At 60.9% G+C, this 19,040-nt stretch carries 17 protein-coding genes and 1 pseudogene; 9 read left to right on the top strand and 9 right to left on the bottom strand.

Annotation, left to right across the window (positions count from 1 at the left end; all coding sequences use genetic code 11):
- Positions 1 to 38: 38 nt before the first annotated feature.
- Positions 39 to 1,595 carry a sigma-54-dependent transcriptional regulator gene (locus ACO08A_RS14360; RefSeq protein WP_422041677.1) on the bottom strand — a complete coding sequence of 519 codons (1,557 nt, stop codon included), beginning with the start codon at positions 1,593 to 1,595 and terminating at the stop codon, positions 39 to 41.
- Between the two features lie 185 nt (positions 1,596 to 1,780).
- Between ACO08A_RS14360 and ACO08A_RS14365 the strand changes: the two genes are divergently transcribed.
- The 5 genes from ACO08A_RS14365 to ACO08A_RS14385 all read left to right on the top strand — a co-directional run bounded on the left by ACO08A_RS14365 (position 1,781) and on the right by ACO08A_RS14385 (position 7,240).
- A complete protein-coding gene (locus ACO08A_RS14365) occupies positions 1,781 to 3,607 on the top strand; it encodes a M3 family oligoendopeptidase (RefSeq protein WP_422041678.1) in 1,827 nt (608 codons plus the stop codon).
- Positions 3,608 to 3,627: 20 nt separating this feature from the next.
- Positions 3,628 to 4,521, top strand: a complete 894-nt coding sequence (locus tag ACO08A_RS14370) for a heme-dependent oxidative N-demethylase family protein (protein ID WP_422041679.1) — start codon at positions 3,628 to 3,630, stop codon at positions 4,519 to 4,521.
- A gap of 125 nt (positions 4,522 to 4,646) precedes the next feature.
- Complete coding sequence (locus ACO08A_RS14375) at positions 4,647 to 6,026, top strand: ABC1 kinase family protein (RefSeq protein ID WP_422041680.1); 1,380 nt, start codon at positions 4,647 to 4,649, stop codon at positions 6,024 to 6,026.
- Between the two features lie 160 nt (positions 6,027 to 6,186).
- Positions 6,187 to 6,468 (top strand): aa3-type cytochrome c oxidase subunit IV, encoded by a 282-nt coding sequence (locus ACO08A_RS14380; RefSeq protein WP_421979828.1) that lies wholly within the window; start codon positions 6,187 to 6,189, stop codon positions 6,466 to 6,468.
- A 100-nt stretch (positions 6,469 to 6,568) separates the two neighbouring features.
- Entirely contained in the window at positions 6,569 to 7,240 is a 672-nt protein-coding gene (locus ACO08A_RS14385; protein ID WP_422041681.1) for a pseudouridine synthase, read from the top strand.
- Here the strand turns inward: ACO08A_RS14385 and ACO08A_RS14390 are convergent.
- The 3 genes from ACO08A_RS14390 to rpsU all read right to left on the bottom strand — a co-directional run bounded on the left by ACO08A_RS14390 (position 7,237) and on the right by rpsU (position 9,184).
- Complete coding sequence (locus ACO08A_RS14390; RefSeq protein WP_422041682.1) at positions 7,237 to 7,821, bottom strand: NAD(P)H-dependent oxidoreductase; 585 nt, start codon at positions 7,819 to 7,821, stop codon at positions 7,237 to 7,239. The two genes, ACO08A_RS14385 and ACO08A_RS14390, sit on opposite strands and share 4 nt — an antisense overlap.
- Positions 7,822 to 7,932: 111 nt before the next feature.
- On the bottom strand, positions 7,933 to 8,787 hold the full coding sequence (locus tag ACO08A_RS14395) for a tetratricopeptide repeat protein (protein WP_421979825.1): 855 nt from the start codon (positions 8,785 to 8,787) through the stop codon (positions 7,933 to 7,935).
- A 169-nt stretch (positions 8,788 to 8,956) separates the two neighbouring features.
- Positions 8,957 to 9,184 carry a 30S ribosomal protein S21 gene (gene rpsU, locus ACO08A_RS14400; RefSeq protein ID WP_306144344.1) on the bottom strand — a complete coding sequence of 76 codons (228 nt, stop codon included), beginning with the start codon at positions 9,182 to 9,184 and terminating at the stop codon, positions 8,957 to 8,959.
- Positions 9,185 to 9,572: 388 nt separating this feature from the next.
- On the opposite strand from rpsU, the gene ACO08A_RS14405 reads away from it, so the two are divergent.
- Positions 9,573 to 10,970, top strand: a complete 1,398-nt coding sequence (locus tag ACO08A_RS14405) for an MATE family efflux transporter (RefSeq protein WP_422041683.1) — start codon at positions 9,573 to 9,575, stop codon at positions 10,968 to 10,970.
- Here the strand turns inward: ACO08A_RS14405 and ACO08A_RS14410 are convergent.
- The 3 genes and pseudogenes from ACO08A_RS14410 to ACO08A_RS14420 all read right to left on the bottom strand — a co-directional run.
- A pseudogene (locus ACO08A_RS14410) lies at positions 10,960 to 12,057 on the bottom strand (5-(carboxyamino)imidazole ribonucleotide synthase); the annotation flags it as partial. The gene ACO08A_RS14405 and the pseudogene ACO08A_RS14410 sit on opposite strands and share 11 nt — an antisense overlap.
- A 16-nt stretch (positions 12,058 to 12,073) precedes the next feature.
- Positions 12,074 to 12,565 carry a 5-(carboxyamino)imidazole ribonucleotide mutase gene (purE, locus tag ACO08A_RS14415; protein ID WP_422041684.1) on the bottom strand — a complete coding sequence of 164 codons (492 nt, stop codon included), beginning with the start codon at positions 12,563 to 12,565 and terminating at the stop codon, positions 12,074 to 12,076.
- A gap of 138 nt (positions 12,566 to 12,703) precedes the next feature.
- Positions 12,704 to 12,901 carry a YdcH family protein gene (locus tag ACO08A_RS14420; RefSeq protein WP_306144298.1) on the bottom strand — a complete coding sequence of 66 codons (198 nt, stop codon included), beginning with the start codon at positions 12,899 to 12,901 and terminating at the stop codon, positions 12,704 to 12,706.
- A 361-nt stretch (positions 12,902 to 13,262) separates the two neighbouring features.
- Between ACO08A_RS14420 and ACO08A_RS14425 the strand changes: the two genes are divergently transcribed.
- Positions 13,263 to 13,442: a YdcH family protein gene (locus ACO08A_RS14425; RefSeq protein WP_306144297.1), complete on the top strand. Its 180-nt coding sequence runs from the start codon at positions 13,263 to 13,265 to the stop codon at positions 13,440 to 13,442.
- A gap of 64 nt (positions 13,443 to 13,506) precedes the next feature.
- Here the strand turns inward: ACO08A_RS14425 and ACO08A_RS14430 are convergent, their stop codons facing one another.
- Positions 13,507 to 15,141, bottom strand: a complete 1,635-nt coding sequence (locus ACO08A_RS14430) for an acyl-CoA synthetase (RefSeq protein WP_422041685.1) — start codon at positions 15,139 to 15,141, stop codon at positions 13,507 to 13,509.
- Between the two features lie 86 nt (positions 15,142 to 15,227).
- Complete coding sequence (locus tag ACO08A_RS14435) at positions 15,228 to 15,992, bottom strand: sulfite exporter TauE/SafE family protein (RefSeq protein ID WP_422041686.1); 765 nt, start codon at positions 15,990 to 15,992, stop codon at positions 15,228 to 15,230.
- 171 nt (positions 15,993 to 16,163) lie between these two features.
- Between ACO08A_RS14435 and ACO08A_RS14440 the strand changes: the two genes are divergently transcribed.
- Complete coding sequence (locus ACO08A_RS14440) at positions 16,164 to 18,071, top strand: propionyl-CoA synthetase (RefSeq protein ID WP_422041687.1); 1,908 nt, start codon at positions 16,164 to 16,166, stop codon at positions 18,069 to 18,071.
- A 125-nt stretch (positions 18,072 to 18,196) separates the two neighbouring features.
- Entirely contained in the window at positions 18,197 to 18,988 is a 792-nt protein-coding gene (locus ACO08A_RS14445; RefSeq protein ID WP_319384156.1) for a 3-oxoacyl-ACP reductase family protein, read from the top strand.
- Positions 18,989 to 19,040: the final 52 nt, after the last annotated feature.

Genomic DNA, 19,040 nt, shown 5'->3' on the forward strand with positions numbered 1-19,040 from the left:
CGTCCATTTAACAGATGCCGCCTGATTCTTGACGCGATTCAGGCTGCGGCATTCTTGTCGTCGTCTTCCAGACCGTATTCCTTGAGCTTGCGATAAAGTGTGGACCGGCCGATTCCAAGGCGTTTGGCCACTTCTGTCATGCGGCCGGAATAGTGGTTTATGGCGGCGCGAATCAGCTCTTCCTCGATGTCGGCAAGCTTTCTGACGTGGCCTTCCTTGTCGAGATTGCGCATGAAGCCGAAGGGAGCGGCAAACTCAAAACCGGCCGGCGAGGCCGAACCGCCGGCAGACTCGGGCGGCGCCGTGTCCGCGCTCGCACCTGCGGCGGCCTGGGTGGCGGCGGGTTCAGTGTTGATGCTCTTCGACTGCAGCGGCGGAACAGGTTCCGTGACTGGCTGGTCGACGGCGGCTGCAACCTGCGGGAAATCGTTGATTGTCAGCTGGGCGCCGTCGCACAGGACGACAGCCCTGAATACCGCGTTCTCCAACTGGCGGATGTTGCCGGGCCAATGATAGTCCTGGAGCATCGCGACGGTGTCGCTTCTGACGCCGGCGACATGCGGTTTTCCTTCCTCGGCGGCGAAGCGCGCCAGGAAATGACGGGTCAGCGCGGGGATGTCCTCGCGCCGGTCGCGCAGTGGCGGGATCCAGATCGGGAAGACGTTGAGCCGGTAGTAAAGATCCTCGCGGAAAACGCCTTCCTTGACCTGATCGATCAGGCGGCGGTTGGTCGCCGAAATCAGGCGGAAATCCACCTTGACCGGCCGGCGGGCGCCGATCGGATCGATTTCGTTCTCCTGCAGGGCGCGGAGCAGCTTGACCTGGACATCCTGCGGCAATTCGCCGACCTCGTCGAGGAACAGAGTTCCGCCATGGGCTTCCTGGAACTTGCCGACATGCTTGTCGACGGCGCCGGTAAACGCCCCCTTTTCGTGTCCGAACAGGATGGATTCCACGAGGTTCTCGGCGATGGCGCCGCAATTGACGGCGATGAGCGGTTTGGATCTGCGGTCGCTGGATCCCTGGATGGCGCTGGCGATCATCTCCTTGCCGACGCCGCTCTCGCCTTCGATCAGGATCGGAATGTTGGAGGCGGCCGCGCGCTTGCCCAGGCTGATCACACGTTCCATGGCCGCCGAGTGCGTGATGATGTCCGCAAAGGTCAGCGTGCCGGACGCCTGTTTCCGGAACCGGGTGATTTCATCTTCGAGGGCGGAAGTCTTCAGAAGGTTGCGGATCGAGACATTGAGCCGTTCGGGCGCAACCGGTTTGACGACAAAATCCTGCGCGCCGGCATTCATGACGCTGACCACGGTGTCAATGCCGCCATGGCCGGTCTGAACGATCACCGGCGTCGCATTCTTGTTGCTGCGCAGCTGCTCCAGAACACCCATGCCATCCAGTTCCGGCATGACCATGTCCAGGATAATGAGGTCGACCTCACTGGCCTCCGGACCGTTCATGATCTGCATCGCCTCGACGCCGTTTTCGGCCGTTTTCGAGCGATAGCCGAATTTCTTCACCGCTTCTTCGAGAAGCCGGCGCTGAATCGGGTCGTCGTCGACAATGAGAATTTTACCACTGGATGCTTGCATGGGCCGGATCAGTTCACTTGAAATTGTCTCGTTTCGATCCATTGTGGTCGCAATCGGGTAAATAAATCGTCCCCGACAAACGAGAATTTTCGGATTTCCGAATTGCACGGCGGCGGCCGACCGTCCTACATATCGGAAAACACACGCCTGCTGCCCGATCGGGCAGGGTCTCACCGGAGTTGAATATGCCTCTTCCGCACCCCGTCCATGCTCCCCAGTCCGCCGGACCCGCAGAACTCGGTGCCCTGCCGGAGTGGGATCTGACCGATCTCTATGCCGCTATGGATGCCCCCGAGATCGAGCGCGATCTGAAAGAAAGCCTGGAACGCGCGAAAACGTTCGAAGCCTCTTACAAGGGCCGGCTTTCGGAGCTGGCGAAGGACAATGTTGCGGCCCTCGTGACCGCGATCCGCGCCTATGAGGACCTGGAAGATCTCATGGGGCGGCTGATTTCGTTCGCGGGTCTGGTCTATGCTGGCAACACCATCGACCCTGCGGCACAGAAGTTTTACGGCGACGTGCAGGAGCAGATCACGACGGCGAGTTCCCACCTGCTGTTTTTCGGTCTTGAGCTGAATACCGTCGAAGACGGGGTCATGGATGCGGCGCTGGAGGACAGCCAGCTCGGGCATTACAGGCCCTGGGTCGAGGATCTGCGCAAGGGCAAGCCGTATCAGCTCGAAGATCGTGTCGAACAGCTGTTTCACGAAAAGTCGGTCACGGGAAGCAATGCCTGGAACCGGCTGTTCGACGAGACGATGGCTGCGCTCACGTTCAACGTCGACGGCGACAAGCTTGCGATCGAACCGACGCTCAATCTTCTGGTCGACCCGTCGGCGGACAAGCGCCGCGAGGCCTTTCAGGCGCTCAACGAGACCTTTTCGGAGAACCTGAGAACCTTCGCTTTGATCACCAACACGCTGGCAAAGGACAAGGAAATTTCCGACCGCTGGCGCAATTTCAAGGACATTGCCGACAGCAGACACCTGGCCAACCGGGTTGAGCGCGACGTCGTGGACGCGCTCGTGGCCGCCGTCCGCGATGCCTATCCGCGGCTTTCCCACCGGTACTACAAGCTCAAGGCGGGTTGGCTTGGAAAGGATCAGCTGAACAGCTGGGACCGCAACGCGCCGCTTCCGGACGCGGACACGCGGGTGATCCCCTGGGACGAAGCGCGGCAGACGGTGCTGTCCGCCTATGACGCCTTTTCGCCGCAGATGTCCGAAATTGCGGGCCGGTTCTTCGACAAGGGCTGGATCGACGCGCCGGCCCGGTCAGGAAAGGCGCCGGGGGCCTTTGCCCATCCCACGGTGCCGAGTGCGCATCCCTATGTGCTGGTCAACTACCAGGGCAAGATCCGTGACGTGATGACGCTCGCCCACGAACTCGGGCACGGCGTCCACCAGGTGCTGGCCGGTCACAACGGTCCACTGATGGCACCGACCCCCCTGACGCTCGCGGAGACCGCCAGCGTCTTCGGCGAAATGCTGACATTCAAGTCGCTTCTGGCGAAGGCGGACAATCCGCAAACCCGCAAGATCATGCTGGCGTCCAAGGCCGAAGACATGATCAATACGGTGGTCAGGCAGATCGCATTCTACAGCTTCGAGCGCAAGGTCCACACGGAACGGCGCAACGGCGAGCTGACCGCCGAAAAGATCGGCGAGCTGTGGATGTCGGTTCAGGGCGAGAGCCTCGGGCCCGCGATCAAGCTGAACGAGGGATACGAAACGTTCTGGACCTACATTCCACATTTCATCCACTCGCCGTTCTATGTCTATGCCTACGCGTTCGGCGACTGCCTCGTGAATTCGCTCTTTGCGGTCTATGAAGATGCCGAAACCGGATTCCAGGAGAAGTATTTCGAGCTTTTGAAGGCCGGTGGCACGAAGCATCATTCGGAACTGCTGGCACCGTTCGGCCTGAGCGCTACGGACCCCGACTTCTGGAAAAAGGGTCTTTCCGTCATCGAACGGATCATCGATGAGCTTGAAGAGCTGGACACGGCGTGAGGTAAACGGATCGCGCGCCGATGCCAGTTCCCAAAGAGCCACCGTTCCGGCATCGTCCCTATGACGGATCGACGCGGCCCTTCACCGTCGGACTGAAACCGATCGGCGAAGAGGCCTGGCTGGAGCCGGACCCGTTCCTGGACGTGCATCTGGTGGAAAAGGAACGCCTTTTTTCCAAGGACATTGCTGCCGTTTTCCGCGCCGAGCAGGATACGCTCGACGTTCAGCGTGAAGTGCTGGACCTGGTCACGGACAACCTGAAACGGTTTCACGGTCAAACGCATTCCTTCAAGACGGGCACGGTGGCGATCACCGGCACCGGTCGGAGGATCGCGCTGGATGGTGATGATGCCCTGCTGACCGCGTCCAGACTGGTGCAGGAAGACCTTGTGGTCATGCGCAAGGGACCGGACGGCTACCGACTTGTCGCGGCGTCTGTGTGTTTCCCGTCATCGTGGCGGCTTTCGGAAAAAATCGGCCGGTCCATGTCCGGGATCCACGAGGGCGTGCCGGACTTCAACGGTGCGCGCATGGGGCAGGTCGTGGAACGGCTGTTCCAGAACCTGACAACGGATCAGCTGGTGTGCCGGTTCAACTGGTCGATCTATCCCGACAGCAACCTGCATCACCCGATGCCGGAGCGTATTCCGTTTGGCGTGACGCAAGAAACGTTCGCGAGGCTGTTTCTAAGGGTGGAGCGGCAGACGCTACGCAGGCTTGCCGGAAGCGGAGATATCCTCTTCACGATCCGGATCCATCACGATCCGCTGGCGAAGCTGGCAGAGCAGGACGACCGGAAACGCATTGCGTCCGACCTGCGCGATCAACTGATGGATCTGTCGGAAGACCAGCTCGACTACAAGGGAATGACCCGGGCCCGGGATGAAATTGCCGCAGCGCTTGAGCGGATGTAAGTTTCGAAAGCGGCGTTTTGTCGACTGGTCCAGCTGGATTTCTATGCCGTAGGTCATATGTGTTGGATTATTGATTTCCGGCCGGATGGCGCAAACAGGATCAGGCGCAGGGAGTAGCTTGCCGAATGGCACAGTCAAAAGATCGCGAAAGCAACCGGTTCACCGCCCGCATGGGGCGCTATGCCAAGGTCGGCACGAACATGAGCGGCATCGCCGCCAAGTTCGCCGGGGCCCGGTTCTTCGGGATGAATCTCGATAACGCCAAGAACGCGGCAGAGCTTGCGGAAGCGCTGGGCGGGCTCAAGGGGCCGCTGATGAAGGTGGCGCAGCTCCTTTCCACCATTCCCGACGCGCTGCCGCCCGAATACACCACCGAACTCGCAAAGCTGCAGGCGAGTGCGCCGCCGATGGGATGGGCATTCGTCAAGCGCCGGATGCGCGCGGAACTCGGTGCGGACTGGCAGGGCCGGTTTGCCGAATTCGGTCGTGAGCCGGCGGCGGCCGCATCGCTTGGACAGGTGCACAGGGCCACCGCCCACGACGGGCGCGTCCTGGCCTGCAAGCTCCAGTACCCGGACATGGCCTCGGCGGTCGAAGCCGATCTTTCGCAGCTGCAGATGCTGTTCTCGTTGCACAGGCGCATGAGCCCGGCGATCGATACGCGCGAAATCGCGAAGGAAATCAGCGCCAGGGTGCGCGAGGAACTCGACTATGCGCGCGAAGCAGCGCATATCGCGATGTATCAGGAGATCCTGTCCGACACCGAACAGATCCGCGTTCCCTCGGTCGTCGACGAATTGTCAACGCGCCGGCTCCTGACCATGGGCTGGCTCACCGGCAAACCGCTGCTGGACTACAAGGAACATGACCAGGAAGACCGCAATCACCTGGCAAAAACCATGTTTCACGCCTGGTGGCACCCTTTCAGCCACTACGGTGTGATTCATGGCGACCCGCATCTTGGAAACTACACCGTGTTCGAACAGGAAGGCCGGCCGGCCGGGATCAACCTGCTCGACTATGGCTGTATCCGGGTGTTCCCGGAATCCTTTGTCGAAGGCGTGGTCAATCTCTATCTCGGCCTGCTGGAGGAAGACAACGACCGGGTCGTGTCGGCCTATGAGCGCTGGGGGTTCAAGAACCTCAAGAAGGAAGTCGTCGAGGTTCTCAATATCTGGGCGCGGTTCATCTACGGCCCGCTGCTCAGCGACCGGGTGCGTTCGATCGCGGACGGTGTTTCCGCCGCCGAATACGGCCGGAAAGAAGCCTTCAAGGTGCATTCCGCGCTCAAGCAGCTTGGCCCGGTCACCGTGCCGCAGGAATTTGTCTTCATGGATCGTGCAGCCATCGGGCTTGGCGGTGTTTTCCTGCATCTGCGCGCCCAGCTGAATTTCTTCCAGCTGTTCAACGAGCAGATCGAGGGCTTCGAGGCGGCGAAGGTCCGGCAGCGCCAGGATGATGTGCTCCGCGGTGCCGGCCTTGCGGGGGCGTCGAACGCGGCCTGACCGGGGCGCCAGGGTAAAATTCGCTCCCGGCAAGCCTGTTTGTCCCGCCTAGGCCAAAAAGTCGCGTCAAACCTGTCGGATTATGTGTTTGCCGACATTGCGGACCCCGAAGTCTTTATTGTATGAAGTCATCCAACTGTTGTTTTTCCTGGGGATCTGAATGTCTGACGAAAAAGCGCCCGCGATGGACTATGACGCTCACGAGCGGACTTACGAAGGCTTCATCAACTTTTCCAAAGTCGGCACCATTGCCGTCATCAACATCGTCATCTGCCTTATCCTGTTCGGCTTTGGCGGCACCACTGCCGTCGTGTTCGGATGGTTGATGCTGATTGCCACCATGGTCGCTTCCGCCATTGGTCTTGCTCTTGGCGATTCCGGCTGGATCCCGCCGACCGCCGTGACCGTGCTGACGATCATCCTGGCGATCCTGACAGTCTGAACCGGCTCCGAAATCAGGGCGTGGCCGCGCCCGTCTTTGTGCAAAGGCGCGGTTCGGAACTGCGCCTTTCGTTTATCCGGAAGGGCGCGGAAAACTGGCGATGACGACCGCGGTGCCTCAGTCTTTCGATTACGATCCCCCGATGGATCCCTTCCTGCCGGTGATCCATTCGGATGCAGATCTTCTGGTCATCGACAAGCCGAGCGGCCTTTTGAGCGTGCCGGGCAAGGCACCCGAACACGGGGACTGCGTGGAGAGCCGGTCCCGCGGGGTTTACGCCAACTCCCGCATCGTGCACCGCCTCGACATGGATACGTCCGGCGTCATGGTGCTTGCGATGAACCCTGCCGCGCAGCGCCACCTCGGCCTGCAGTTCGAGCGCCGCAAGACCCGCAAGACCTACATTGCCGACGTCTGGGGCCATCTGGACACAGACACCGGCGAGGTTGACCTGCCGCTGATCTGCGACTGGCCCAACCGTCCGAAACAGATGGTGTGCTTCGACAACGGCAAGGCGGCACTCACCAGGTGGGAGGTCATCGGCCGGTCCGAAAGAGCGACACGCGTCAGGCTCTTTCCCTATACCGGCCGTTCGCATCAATTGCGGGTGCATATGCTGGCGCTGGGACATCCGATCCTCGGCGACCGGTTCTATGCCGAAGGTGTTGCACTGGCGGCATCGGACCGCTTGATGCTTCATGCGGAGAGCCTTGAGCTGCATCATCCGACCGGCGGCGAACGGGTCACGTTCCGCTCGACGTGTCCGTTCTAGATCGCTCTTTCACCCAGCGTTTCCATCGTCTTCAGCCAGCGGCCGACCTGTGCCGGTTCGGCGTGTTCGACCATGCCGAACACCGTTGATCTGACCGGTTTGAACCCAACGAAGCCGAGGATGTTCCGCTTCAGGCTCTTCAGGCTGTGCGCGCCGTACCAGAGCCTGTAGGCGAGGGCCGGCATGCCTGCGGTCAGGATGATGCGTGCGGATTTTCCGCGCATCTTGCCCTTCGGCCAGCGGTCGTTCGCAGAGCGTTCGAACGCCGTGTCGTAGTGAAGAAGCTGTTCCAGAAAACCCTTGGTGTAAGCCGGCAGCGTTCCGAGCCAGAGGGGATAGATCAGCACGAGATGATCTGCCTCCAGCAGAGCGTCACGCGCTGGCCTGACGGCCTCGGGGCTCGGCTCATCGGTGAAATCCGACGGTTTGCGCAGAAGGGGAAAGTCGAGATCCGCGATGCGGACAAGGTTCTGGCGATGCCCCGCGCGTTCCGCACCGGTGGCATAAGCGTGCGCGAGCGCATGACACAGATGGCCGTCGTCGGGATCAGGGTGACCGTCCAGTATCAGGATGGTTTTCATGAGACCTCCCGTCAGTTTGAGAACGGCTGCAGGCAGGTCTCAATGATAGCGCGAGGGCACGTCTTCGCGTTGATCTGGATCAGGCGGGTTGCCTGGAGGGGGCGGGTGGCTTCAGCCCTGGCCGACGCGGCCGAGGCCCTCGCGGGCGATCTTGTTGGAGTTGTCCAGCGACATGGCGCGCGAATAGTTGCGGCGGGCGTCCTTGGGTTTGCCGAGAAGTTCCAGCGCGAGACCGCGATTTGCCCAGGCAATCGCCGATTCCCGGTCGAGATTCACGGCCATGGACAGGTCTTCGAACGCGGCATTCGGGTCGTTGACCGCGAGATAGGAAATGCCCCGGGCGATATAGGGTGCGCTTGCCTTCGGGTTGAGGCCAATTGCAGTGGCGAAATCCTCGATGGCAAGACTGTCCTGCTTCTGAGCCTGGTAGATCAGGCCCCGGTTGTAGAAGGCGCGGGCGTCACTGCTGTCGCGGGCGATCACGGAATTGAAGTCGGCAAGCGCAGCGTTGTAGTTGCCCTGCTGACGATAGATGTTGCCGCGGCCGACATAGGCGACGTCATAGTCAGGCTTGATATTGATCGCGCGCGTATAGTCCGAAACGGCCAGATCGTTCTTGCCCTGGCGGCGATAGACGAGCGCCCTGTTGGCATAGGTCTGGTAGGACTGGGGATTGAGCTGAAGGGCGCGGTTGAAATCCTCGATCGCCTGGTCGAGTTTGCCGGCCTGGCCATAGGCGATGCCACGCGTGCTGTAGGCCGTCGCGTCCGAAGGGTTCGATTCGATCACGGCCGTCAGCGAAGCAATGTTGGTCGAGGATCCGGCCGACTTGTTGACTGGCACGTCATCATAAACGCCGGCGGTGTTACACGCGGCCAGGAGCGTTGCAAAGGCGAACAGGGTCGCGTGTGGCAGGAAGTTGCGCATGCGGCACATATGCTCTCTGACATTCAAGCGTTCGGACATGCCGTTCATCGACCTCCAATAGGGCGGGAATGTGGCTGCCGTTGCCCTACGGTGTTTCCGTCCGGCATATTCTTTGTAAAACGCCAAAAGCCGACCGTGAACCCGGTCGGCCTTGCGGCAAATCTGCAAAAGAGAAGAGGCCTTTCAGCCGGGTGCACTCAAGCCGCGGTTAGCGGCGAGCGGACTTGCCTGGAAGCAGACCTTCACGCTGTGCACGCTTGCGGGCCAGCTTGCGCGCGCGGCGCACGGCTTCGGCCTTCTCACGGGCTTTTTTCTCGGACGGCTTTTCGAAGTGGCCGCGAAGTTTCATTTCACGGAAGATGCCTTCGCGCTGCATCTTTTTCTTCAGCGCCTTCAGCGCCTGATCGACATTGTTGTCGCGAACCAAAACCTGCACGCGTTTTTTCCTGTTCTCGATGCCCTGCAGCCAACCCGCGGGCAAATTAAAACCTTGATTAAAGACGCCTTATCAGCCCTTCAATCGATCGTCCCGAACGCACAGCGTGACGTGCCAATGCAGCACCGGGCTGCCATGCATTCACTTGTGTACAGAGACCTGATCGCCGCTGACGCGTCGCTCACATGAGGGCGGTACATACCAGAGGCGGCATCACCTGTCCACAGCCATTCGCAAATAATCCGGGCGAAATCAGACCCTGCACCATGTGCCGGACCAGAAGAAAGATGGACACAAGAGCGATTGAAGACTAGAGGTGATTTTCTCACCAGAACCCAAATGCCTCGTTCAAGAAGGCGGTTCAACGCCCCGTTTGTTGGAGGAAGCAATGGCGCATCCCGCGTCAAGGGAGCCCGATTCGGCGCAGTCAAAGTCGTTGTGGCAGAGTGACATCCTGCCGACGCTGTCGCTCGGCATGCCACTCGCCGGCGCACAGCTGGCGCAGATCGCGATCAACACCACCGACGTCCTGATGATCAGCCGCCTCGGAGCGGTGGAGCTTGCCGCCTCCGTGCTGGCGTTCAATTTCTACATGCTCCTGTGGTTCTTCGGCATGGGTATCCTCCAGGCGGTCATTCCGCTTGCGGCGCGGGCGCGCGGTCAGCGGCGGCCCCGTGACTTGCGGCGCGCGGTCCGCATGGGGTTCTGGATCTCCGTGATTTTCTGCGTTCCTGTCTGGATCATCCTGTTCTTCACCGAATCGATCCTTTTGTTGCTCGGCCAGGAGCCGGAACTGGCACGGCTTGCGGGCATCTACATGCAGGTTCTGCAATGGACCATGCTGCCTGCCCTGCTGATCATGGCCATCCGGGGGTTCCTGACCGTCATGGAGCGCACCCAGGTCGTGCTTTGGGCAACAATAGCCGGTGCGGTTGCCAACGCCATCCTGGACTACCTGCTCATCTTCGGACATTTCGGGTTCCCGAGGCTGGAGCTTGTCGGCGCGGGTTTCGCGTCCGTCCTCAGTGCAACGACCACGTTCCTGTTCCTGCTCGGCTATGCACTGCTGCATCCGAAACTGCGCCGATACAATCTTCTCGGCCGCATCTGGCGGTCCGACTGGCCGGTCTTTTTCCAGATCCTCCGGCTCGGCACGCCGATCGGGCTGACGATCGTGGCGGAAGGATCGCTGTTCACGGCCTCGGCCATCATGATTGGCTGGCTCGGTACCGTGCCGCTGGCCGCACACGGCATCGCGCTTCAGATCGCATCGATCACGTTCATGGTACCCGTCGGGCTCTCCATGGCAGCGATGACGCGTGTCAGCCTTGCGGCCGGCCGTGGCGACCGGGCGGGTATCGGACGGGCCGGGTGGACATCGCTCTGGGTCACCACGTTCTTCATGGTGTGCTTTGCGATTGTCTTCTGGACGATCCCCGAGACATTGATCGGGCTTTATCTCGATTTTTCAGATCCGGAAGCGCTGGAGGTTCTTGCCTACGGCGTTTCCTTCCTGCTGGTCGCGGCGCTGTTCCAGCTTGCCGACGGCGGGCAGATCATCGGCGTGAACAATCTGCGCGGTCTGGGGGACACGACAATACCCTTGCTCTACGCGTTGTTCGGCTACTGGGTCGTCGGCATCAGCCTGTCGCTTGGGCTCGGTTTCCTGGCGGGCTGGGGCGGCGTCGGCGTCTGGCTCGGACTTGCCGGCGGCCTGGCAAGTGTTGCGCTGCTGGCCAACTACCGGTTTGCGCGCAGGGAAGAGCTGGGTCTGGTCAGGATCTAGGTGTGATCCGGTTGACGTGCCCCATCTTGCGGCCTGCGCGGGTTTCGGCCTTGCCGTAAAGATGAAGCCGAGCGCCGGGGTCCTTCAGCACGTCCGTCCAGGTGTCGGCTTCGAAGCCGATCAGGTTTTCCATGACGGCGTCCGAATGCCGTTCCGCAGAGCCGAGCGGCCAGCCCGCGACGGCACGGATATGCTGGTCGAACTGCGATGTCAGGCAGGCGTCCTGCGTCCAGTGGCCGGAATTGTGAACGCGCGGCGCGACTTCATTGACCAGAAGTTTTTCTCCGCCTTGGTCCCGGACAAGAAACATCTCGACGCCCATGACACCGACATAATCCAGGCCGTGAACAATCTGCTCGGCCATCTGACGGGCTGTCTCCGCGGTCCGGGCCGACACGCCGGCGGGAACCGTGGAGGTCTTGAGAATATGATTTTCGTGGTGGTTGCGTGCGATGTCGAAGCTGCGGGATGTGCCGTCAAGATCACGGGCGACAATGACGGAGACCTCGCATTCGAAAGCGATCAGCGCCTCAAGAACAGCGGGCACGGCGCCGATCCCGTCAAATGCACCCTCCGCATCGCCCGGTTCCCGGATCATCAACTGGCCCTTGCCGTCATAGCCGAAGCGCCGGGTTTTCAGAACGCCCTTGCCGCCAAAATCCTTCAGGGCGCTGTCCAGGTCCGATTGTGAACCGATATCCGCGAAGCCGGCGATCGCGATGCCGGTCTCCGACAGGAACCGTTTTTCAAAGAGACGGTCCTGGGAAACTTCCAGCGCGCGCGCACCGGGGCGCACCGGAACCCTCGCACCCAGATGCGCAGCGGTCGGTCCGGGTACGTTCTCGAATTCGTAGGTGACGACCGAAACGGCATCCGCAAACCGGTTCAGCGCATCGATGTCCTCGTAGGGTGCAATGGTGAAGGTTGCGCTCACGTCGAAGGCGGGACTGTGCGGGTCGGGGCAGTAGATATGGGTCTTCAGTCCGAGACTGGCCGCAGACTGAGCAAGCATGCGGCCGAGCTGGCCTCCGCCAAGTATACCGACGGTGTCGCCCGGGCTTAGCCGTTTGTCGCTCATCTTCGAAGTCTCGCGTTTTCTGGTTTCAGATGTCGTCTGCCGGGAACTCGGCGACGTCCGCCGTGCGTTCGGCGCGATAGGCGTCAAGTGCCGCCTCGATTGCAGGATCGCCGAGGGCGAGCACGGCGGCGGCAAGCAGCCCGGCATTCGTTGCCCCGGCCTTGCCGATGGCCAAGGTGCCGACCGGAATGCCGCCGGGCATCTGCACGATCGACAGCAGGCTGTCCTCGCCGGACAGGGTGCGGCTCTCGACGGGAACGCCGAACACGGGCAGCGGGGTCAGCGCGGCCGTCATACCGGGAAGATGCGCTGCGCCGCCGGCCCCGGCAATGATCACCTTGAAGCCTTCCGCCTTTGCGCCCGTGGCAAAGTCATACATGCGCTGAGGCGTGCGGTGTGCCGAGACGATCCGGGCTTCGTAGCTGACGCCGAGCTGGTCGAGCGTTTCGGCCGCGTGTTTCATCGTCGGCCAGTCCGACTGGCTTCCCATAATGATCGCGACATCCGCATTTGCCATTGCTTGCTCCACATGCCCGGGGCTCAGAAAGGCGCGGAGTATAGGCAGAGCGGCCAGCATCGCAACCCCGGAAAGGCGCGGATGCCAACAAAAACGCCCGCGGCCGGTTCAGCCTGGCTGACCTGCCCCTTGCAGGGGTTATGCAATGATGTCCGGGAAAAGCTGATCCTCGAGTGCGGAGATGCGATCCTTGATCAGCAGCTTCTTCTTCTTGAGGCGCTGCAGCTGCAGGACGTCATGATTCGATGTTGCCGCAAGCGCCTCCACGGCGACGTCAAGGTCCCTGTGTTCCTGACGAAGCTGCGCAAGCTCCATTCGCAAAGCATCCGTGTCCATTTGGCCCTCTGTTCCCCAACGCCCAGGAATCAAGTCCTAGTCTATTTTGCCCGTTGCGGGCAAGATAGCATCTTTCACGCCCGCCAACCTGCCGGCAGCCGCGATGCGAGGCGGGATGGCTCCACAATTGTCCAATAATTGTTCACAGCGTGATTTCCTCAGCCGGCGAAGTAAACAGGCGCGATTATCGTGCGATTTTAGACAGTTAATCGACGGGCGTTCTTTAGGGTTTTCTAAGGATAGATGTACGAATGCATATTTTGTCGGCGAAATGGATCAGATATGCGGATTCTGCAATCGACAAGGCCAGATTTCATGTGGCACGATGGTAATGTTGAGCCAACAGACAGGAGGTTTATCCATGTCAATGCAGTCGCATCTCGAAGAACTTGAGCGCCGTCACGCGGAAATGAAGCGCAAAATCGAAGACGCTCTTATGCACCCGAGTACAGACTCACTGGAATTGGCCGACATGAAAAGACAAAAGCTCAAGATCAAGGACGAGATTGAGCGAATAAGGCATGACAAGACGCTTCACTAGACAGTTTATAACTGTTTGAGGAAGGTTTGGATCGCCGCACATTGTGCGGCGATTTTGTTTTATCTCACAGCTGCTTCGCCTGCTCGCGCAGGGCAAACTTCTGGATCTTGCCGGTCGATGTCTTCGGCAACTCGCAAAAGACCACCGTTTTGGGCGCCTTGAAACCGGCCATGTGCTCCCGGCAGAACGCGATCAAGTCCGCTTCCGTAACCGTTGAGCCGCCGGCAAGCTCGACGAAGGCGCAGGGTGTTTCCCCCCATTTCTCGTCGGGCCTGGCAACCACCGCCGCTGCCTGGACATCCGGGTGCTTGTAGAGCACATCTTCCACCTCGATGGAGGAGATGTTCTCGCCGCCCGAAATGATGATGTCCTTGGAGCGGTCCTTGAGTTGGATATAGCCGTCCGGGTGCATGACGCCGAGATCGCCGGAATGAAACCAACCGCCTTCAAAGGCGCTCGCGGTTGCGTCCGGGTTCTTCAGGTAGCCTTTCATGACGACATTGCCGCGGAACATGACCTCGCCGAGGGTGGTGCCGTCAGCCGGGACCGGGGCAAGCGTCTCCGGGTCGAGAACCTTCAGGTCCTCCAGGGCGACATAGCGGACCCCCTGGCGCGCCTTTTTCTGGGCCTGCTGTTCCAGCGGCAGGACGTCCCAGTCCGATTTCCAGTCATTGACGACGGCGGGACCGTACACCTCGGTCAGACCGTACAGGTGGGTGACGTTGAAGCCGGCCGTTTTCATCGCCGCAAGCACGCTTTCGGGCGGCGGGGCCGCCGCGGTGAAGAACTCGACCTCACGCTCCAACTCGCGTTTGTCGTCCGGTGATGCATTCAGCAGTGTGGACATGATGATCGGCGCGCCGCACAGGTGGGTGACGTTCTCGTCGGCGATCAGGTCCCACATGGACTGCGGGCGCACCCAGCGGAGGCAGACATGCGTTCCGGCGACGATGGAGATCGACCAGGGAAAACACCAGCCGTTGCAGTGAAACATCGGCAGGGTCCACAGATAGACCGGGTGCTTTGCCATGGACGCGGTGATCACATTGGCCTGCGCGAGCAGGTAGGCGCCGCGGTGGTGATAGACGACACCCTTCGGATTTCCGGTCGTCCCCGACGTGTAGTTCAGCGTGATCGCGTCCCATTCGTCACCCGGCAACGACCAGTCGAACTCCGGATCTCCCGACTGCACGAACTCTTCGTAGTCGCTCGTGCCCAGGCGCTCACCGTCCTGCGGGAATGCCGGATCGGAATAGTCGATGACCACCGGTTCGACGGTGGCGATCGACAGGGCCTCCTTCACGACGGGGGCATATTCGCGGTCCGTGATCAGGACCTTGCAGTCGGCATGGTCGAGCTGAAAGGCAATGATGGCGGCATCCAGACGGGTGTTCATGGAGTGCAGCACCGCCCCGGTCATCGGCACGCCATAGTGCGCTTCGAGCATCGGTGGCACGTTGGAAAGCATCACGCTGACCGTGTCGTTCTTGCCGATGCCAAGTCCCGACAGGGCCGAGGCGAGCTGGCGGGAGCGGCGGTAGAAGGTCCGGTAATCGGTGCGCTGGCCGCCGTGAACGATGGCGATCTTTTCCGGAAAGACGTCGGCCGCACGCGCCAGAAAGCTGAGCGGAGACAGCGCAGCGAAGTTTGCAGTGTTCTTGTCGAGCCCCTGTTCGAAGGGGCTGAGGCCGGCATCCATGACTTTCCTCCCAGCTATTGCCCTGTTTTGTCTATCAAATCCGGAAACGCCGGTCCGCGCAATCTCCCGTTTGAATTTGGTGCGGGCTAGGCAAGCAGGTTGGTGAGCCCGTCATAGGTGAGCTTGGCGCCGATCAGGCCCATGAAAACGTAGATGAGCTTGTAGAAGGTTTCCGCGTTGATGATCCTGATCAGCCGCACGCCGGCGAGGGTTGCGACGAGGGCAAGCGGCATGAGCACCGCCGACGTGGCAAGGTTCGTGGTGTCGAACTGACCGAGCAGGAAATACGGGACGACCTTGATGGCGTTGACCGCGGCAAAGAAGATGACGGCCGTGCCGGCGAACAGCAGCTTCGGCATTCTGAGTGGCACGGTGTACATCTGATAGGGCGGCCCGCCTGTGTGACTGATGAAGCTGGTGAACCCGGCAACACCGCCCCAGAAGAAACCCCATGCCGGTTTGTGCCCGCTTGCCGTCTCCTGCTTGCGCCGTTTGAAAACATAATCCGCAACGAAGGCAAGCGAGGTCACGCCCACCAGCAGGGTGATGAAATTGTCGTTGACCCAGGCTGCCGCCGCCCAGCCGATGACGATGCCGACGACGGCGGCAGGCAGCATGATGGCAAGGCAGGTCCAGTCCGCGCGTCCGCGATAGGCGAGCAGCGCGACGACATCCATCAAGAGGAGGATCGGCAACATGATCCCGGCCGCCTGAATGGGGGATATCGCCAGGGTCAGGATCGGAACCGCCAGCATGGCCAGCGTACCGCCGAAGCCGCCCTTGGAAAGGCCGACGAGAATGACGGCCGGAAAAGCGGCGAAATAGAACCAGGGATCGGTAATCGGTAACATGGGACGGAAAGCTGTCTCGGGTGCTGGGCAGGAGGGCGGAAACAAGCACGCCAGAGAGATTACGTAAAGACCCGACCACCTAATTGCTTACGCCAGCGCACTTGCATTTCCGCATTGTCTTACAGCAGTGTAGTCACAAATTGCCGAGACGGCTTTTCGGGAGGATTTGACATGGCAAGCCGGTATCACGAGGTCTACCAGGGCTGGAAAAACGATCCGGAGGGTTTCTGGAAGTCTGCGGCCGCCGAAATCGACTGGATTTCGACGACGGACACGGTCTTCGATCCGGACCAGGGGCAATACGGCCGATGGTACCCGGACTGGGAGTGCAACACCTGTTACAACTGCCTCGACCGGCACGTGGAACGCGGCCGACCCGGCCAGCCCGCGCTGATCTACGACAGCCCGATTACCGGCAAAAAGGCGACCTACACGTTTGAGGAACTGCTCGATGAGGTCGAGGCCTTCGCGGCCGTTCTTGCCGACAAGGGACTGACAAAGGGCGACCGGGCGATCATCTACATGCCCATGATCCCGCAGGCGGTGATGGCGATGCTCGCCTGTGCGCGTCTCGGTGTCATTCACTCCGTCGTCTTCGGCGGGTTCGCAGCCAACGAACTGGCGACCCGGATCGATGACGCTTCCCCCAAGGCGATCATCGCGGCCTCCTGCGGCATCGAGCCCGGGCGCGTGATTGCCTATAAACCGCTTGTCGACCAGGCGATCGAATTGTCCGCGCACAAGCCGGACTCGTGTTTCGTGTTCCAGCGCGAGGAACTGGAAGCAGAGATGACGGAGGGCCGGGATCACGATCTCGGACGCCTCATGGACGAGGCCAGGGCAGCGGGACGGACAGTCGCTCCCGTGCCGGTCAAGGCAACCGATCCGCTCTACATTCTCTACACGTCCGGCACGACCGGGCAGCCGAAAGGCGTTGTCCGGGACAATGGCGGGCACATGGTCGCCCTGAAATGGTCAATGAGCAATCTCTACGACATCCAGCCGGGCGAGGTGTTCTGGGCGGCATCGGACGTGGGCTGGGTCGTCGGCCATTCGTATATCTGCTACGCACCGTTGCTGCACGGCTGCACCACGGTGCTGTTCGAGGGCAAACCGGTCGGCACGCCGGACGCCGGTGTCTTCTGGCGCGTCATATCGGAACACAATGTCGTGTCGCTGTTCACGGCACCAACGGCCTTCCGCGCCATCCGCAAGGAGGACCCCGAAGGCGAGCTGATCAAGAAGTACGATCTGTCCCAATACCGGTCTCTGTTCCTCGCGGGCGAGCGTGCCGACCCCGAAACGGTCAACTGGGCGATCGATCAGCTGCAGGTGCCGGTGATCGACCACTGGTGGCAGACCGAAACCGGTTGGTGCATCGTCGGCAATCCGCTCGGCCTCGGCCAGTTGCCGGTCAAACCGGGATCCCCGACGGTGCCGATGCCGGGTTACGATGTCCAGGTGCTTGACGATGCCGGACATCCGCTGGGGGCGAACACGCTGGGCAACATCGTGGTCAAACTGCCGCTCCCGCCGAGCGTTCTGCCGACGCTCTGGAACGCGGACCAGCGTTTCTTCGATGCCTACCTTGCCGAGTTCCCCGGTTACTACAAGACGTCGGATGCCGGCATCATCGACGAGGACGGATACCTTTCGATCATGGCGCGGACCGACGACATCATCAACGTCGCCGGACACCGCCTTTCAACCGGCGGCATGGAGGAGGTTCTGGCAACGCATCCCGATGTTGCCGAATGCGCCGTCATCGGGATTGCGGACAAGCTGAAAGGGCAGTTGCCCTGCGGCTTCGTGGTGCTGAAATCGGGCGTCGACCGCGATCATGCCGATATCGAGCGTGAGCTCGTCAAACTGGTGCGCGAAAAGATCGGGCCGGTCGCCGCCTTCAAGATCGCCATCACGGTGGAGCGGCTGCCGAAGACGCGGTCGGGCAAGATCCTGCGGGGCACGATGCGTCAGATTGCCGATGGTGAAAGCTACAAGATGCCGGCGACGATCGACGATCCGGCGATCCTGGATGAAATCACTGACGCGTTGAAATCACACGGGATTTCCGCCTGACAAGCGAAAGTTCCGCTACTGGAGGACCTCATCGGCCATCGACAGCGCCGGTTTTGAGACTTATGGTCGGGCCGTCGCGGGCGCGTTCCTGCGCCGCTTTTGGTCAGTAAACCGTGAGGTTTTTCGTGTCTTTGGAAAATAAGGTTGCGATCGTTACCGGTGGAGCCAGAGGGATCGGTTTCGCCATCGCCAAACGCTTTGTGAGCGACGGAGCCAAGGTGGTCGTCGCCGATATCGACGACGCGGCAGGCGAGGAAACGGTCGAAGATCTCGGCAGCCTCGGGGATGTGACATATATCCACTGCAATGTCGGTGAACGTCTGGACGTCCGCAACATGGTGGCCGAAACGCTCAACGGTTATGGCGACATCGACATCCTGGTCAACAATGCGGGCATTGTCGGCGGAGCCGACTTTCTCGAATTGGAAGAAGAAGATTTCGACCGGATTCTCGCGGTCAATCTGAAGGGCGCCTTCCTGTGCTCACAAGCCGTTGCCCGGCACATGGTCGAGAAAGTCGAAAACGGCGGCGAACCTGGCTGCATCATCAACATGTCGTCGATCAACTCGGTGCTCGCGATCCCGAACCAGATTCCCTACTGCGTGTCCAAGGGCGGCGTGTCGCAGCTGACCAAGGTCACCGCGCTGGCGCTGGCGCCCCATGGCATCCGGGTCAACGCGATCGGACCGGGATCGATCATGACGGACATGCTGGCGGCGGTGAACAGCGATCCGGCGGCGAAGAAACGCGTGATGTCACGGACACCGCTCCAGCGCATCGGCGAACCTTCCGAAATTGCCGGAGTTGCCGCGTTTCTCGCGTCGCGTGACGCCAGCTACGTCACCGGCCAGACGATCATGGCCGATGGCGGAAGAATGCCGCTCAACTACACCGTTGCGGTTCCCGACGACGACTGACGCGTGATGCCTGCCGCCGCAGGCAACGAAGATCCCTTCATGCGATGGCCGC

The sequence above is a fragment of the Roseibium sp. genome, assembly GCF_965232425.1.
GTDB lineage: Bacteria > Pseudomonadota > Alphaproteobacteria > Rhizobiales > Stappiaceae > Roseibium.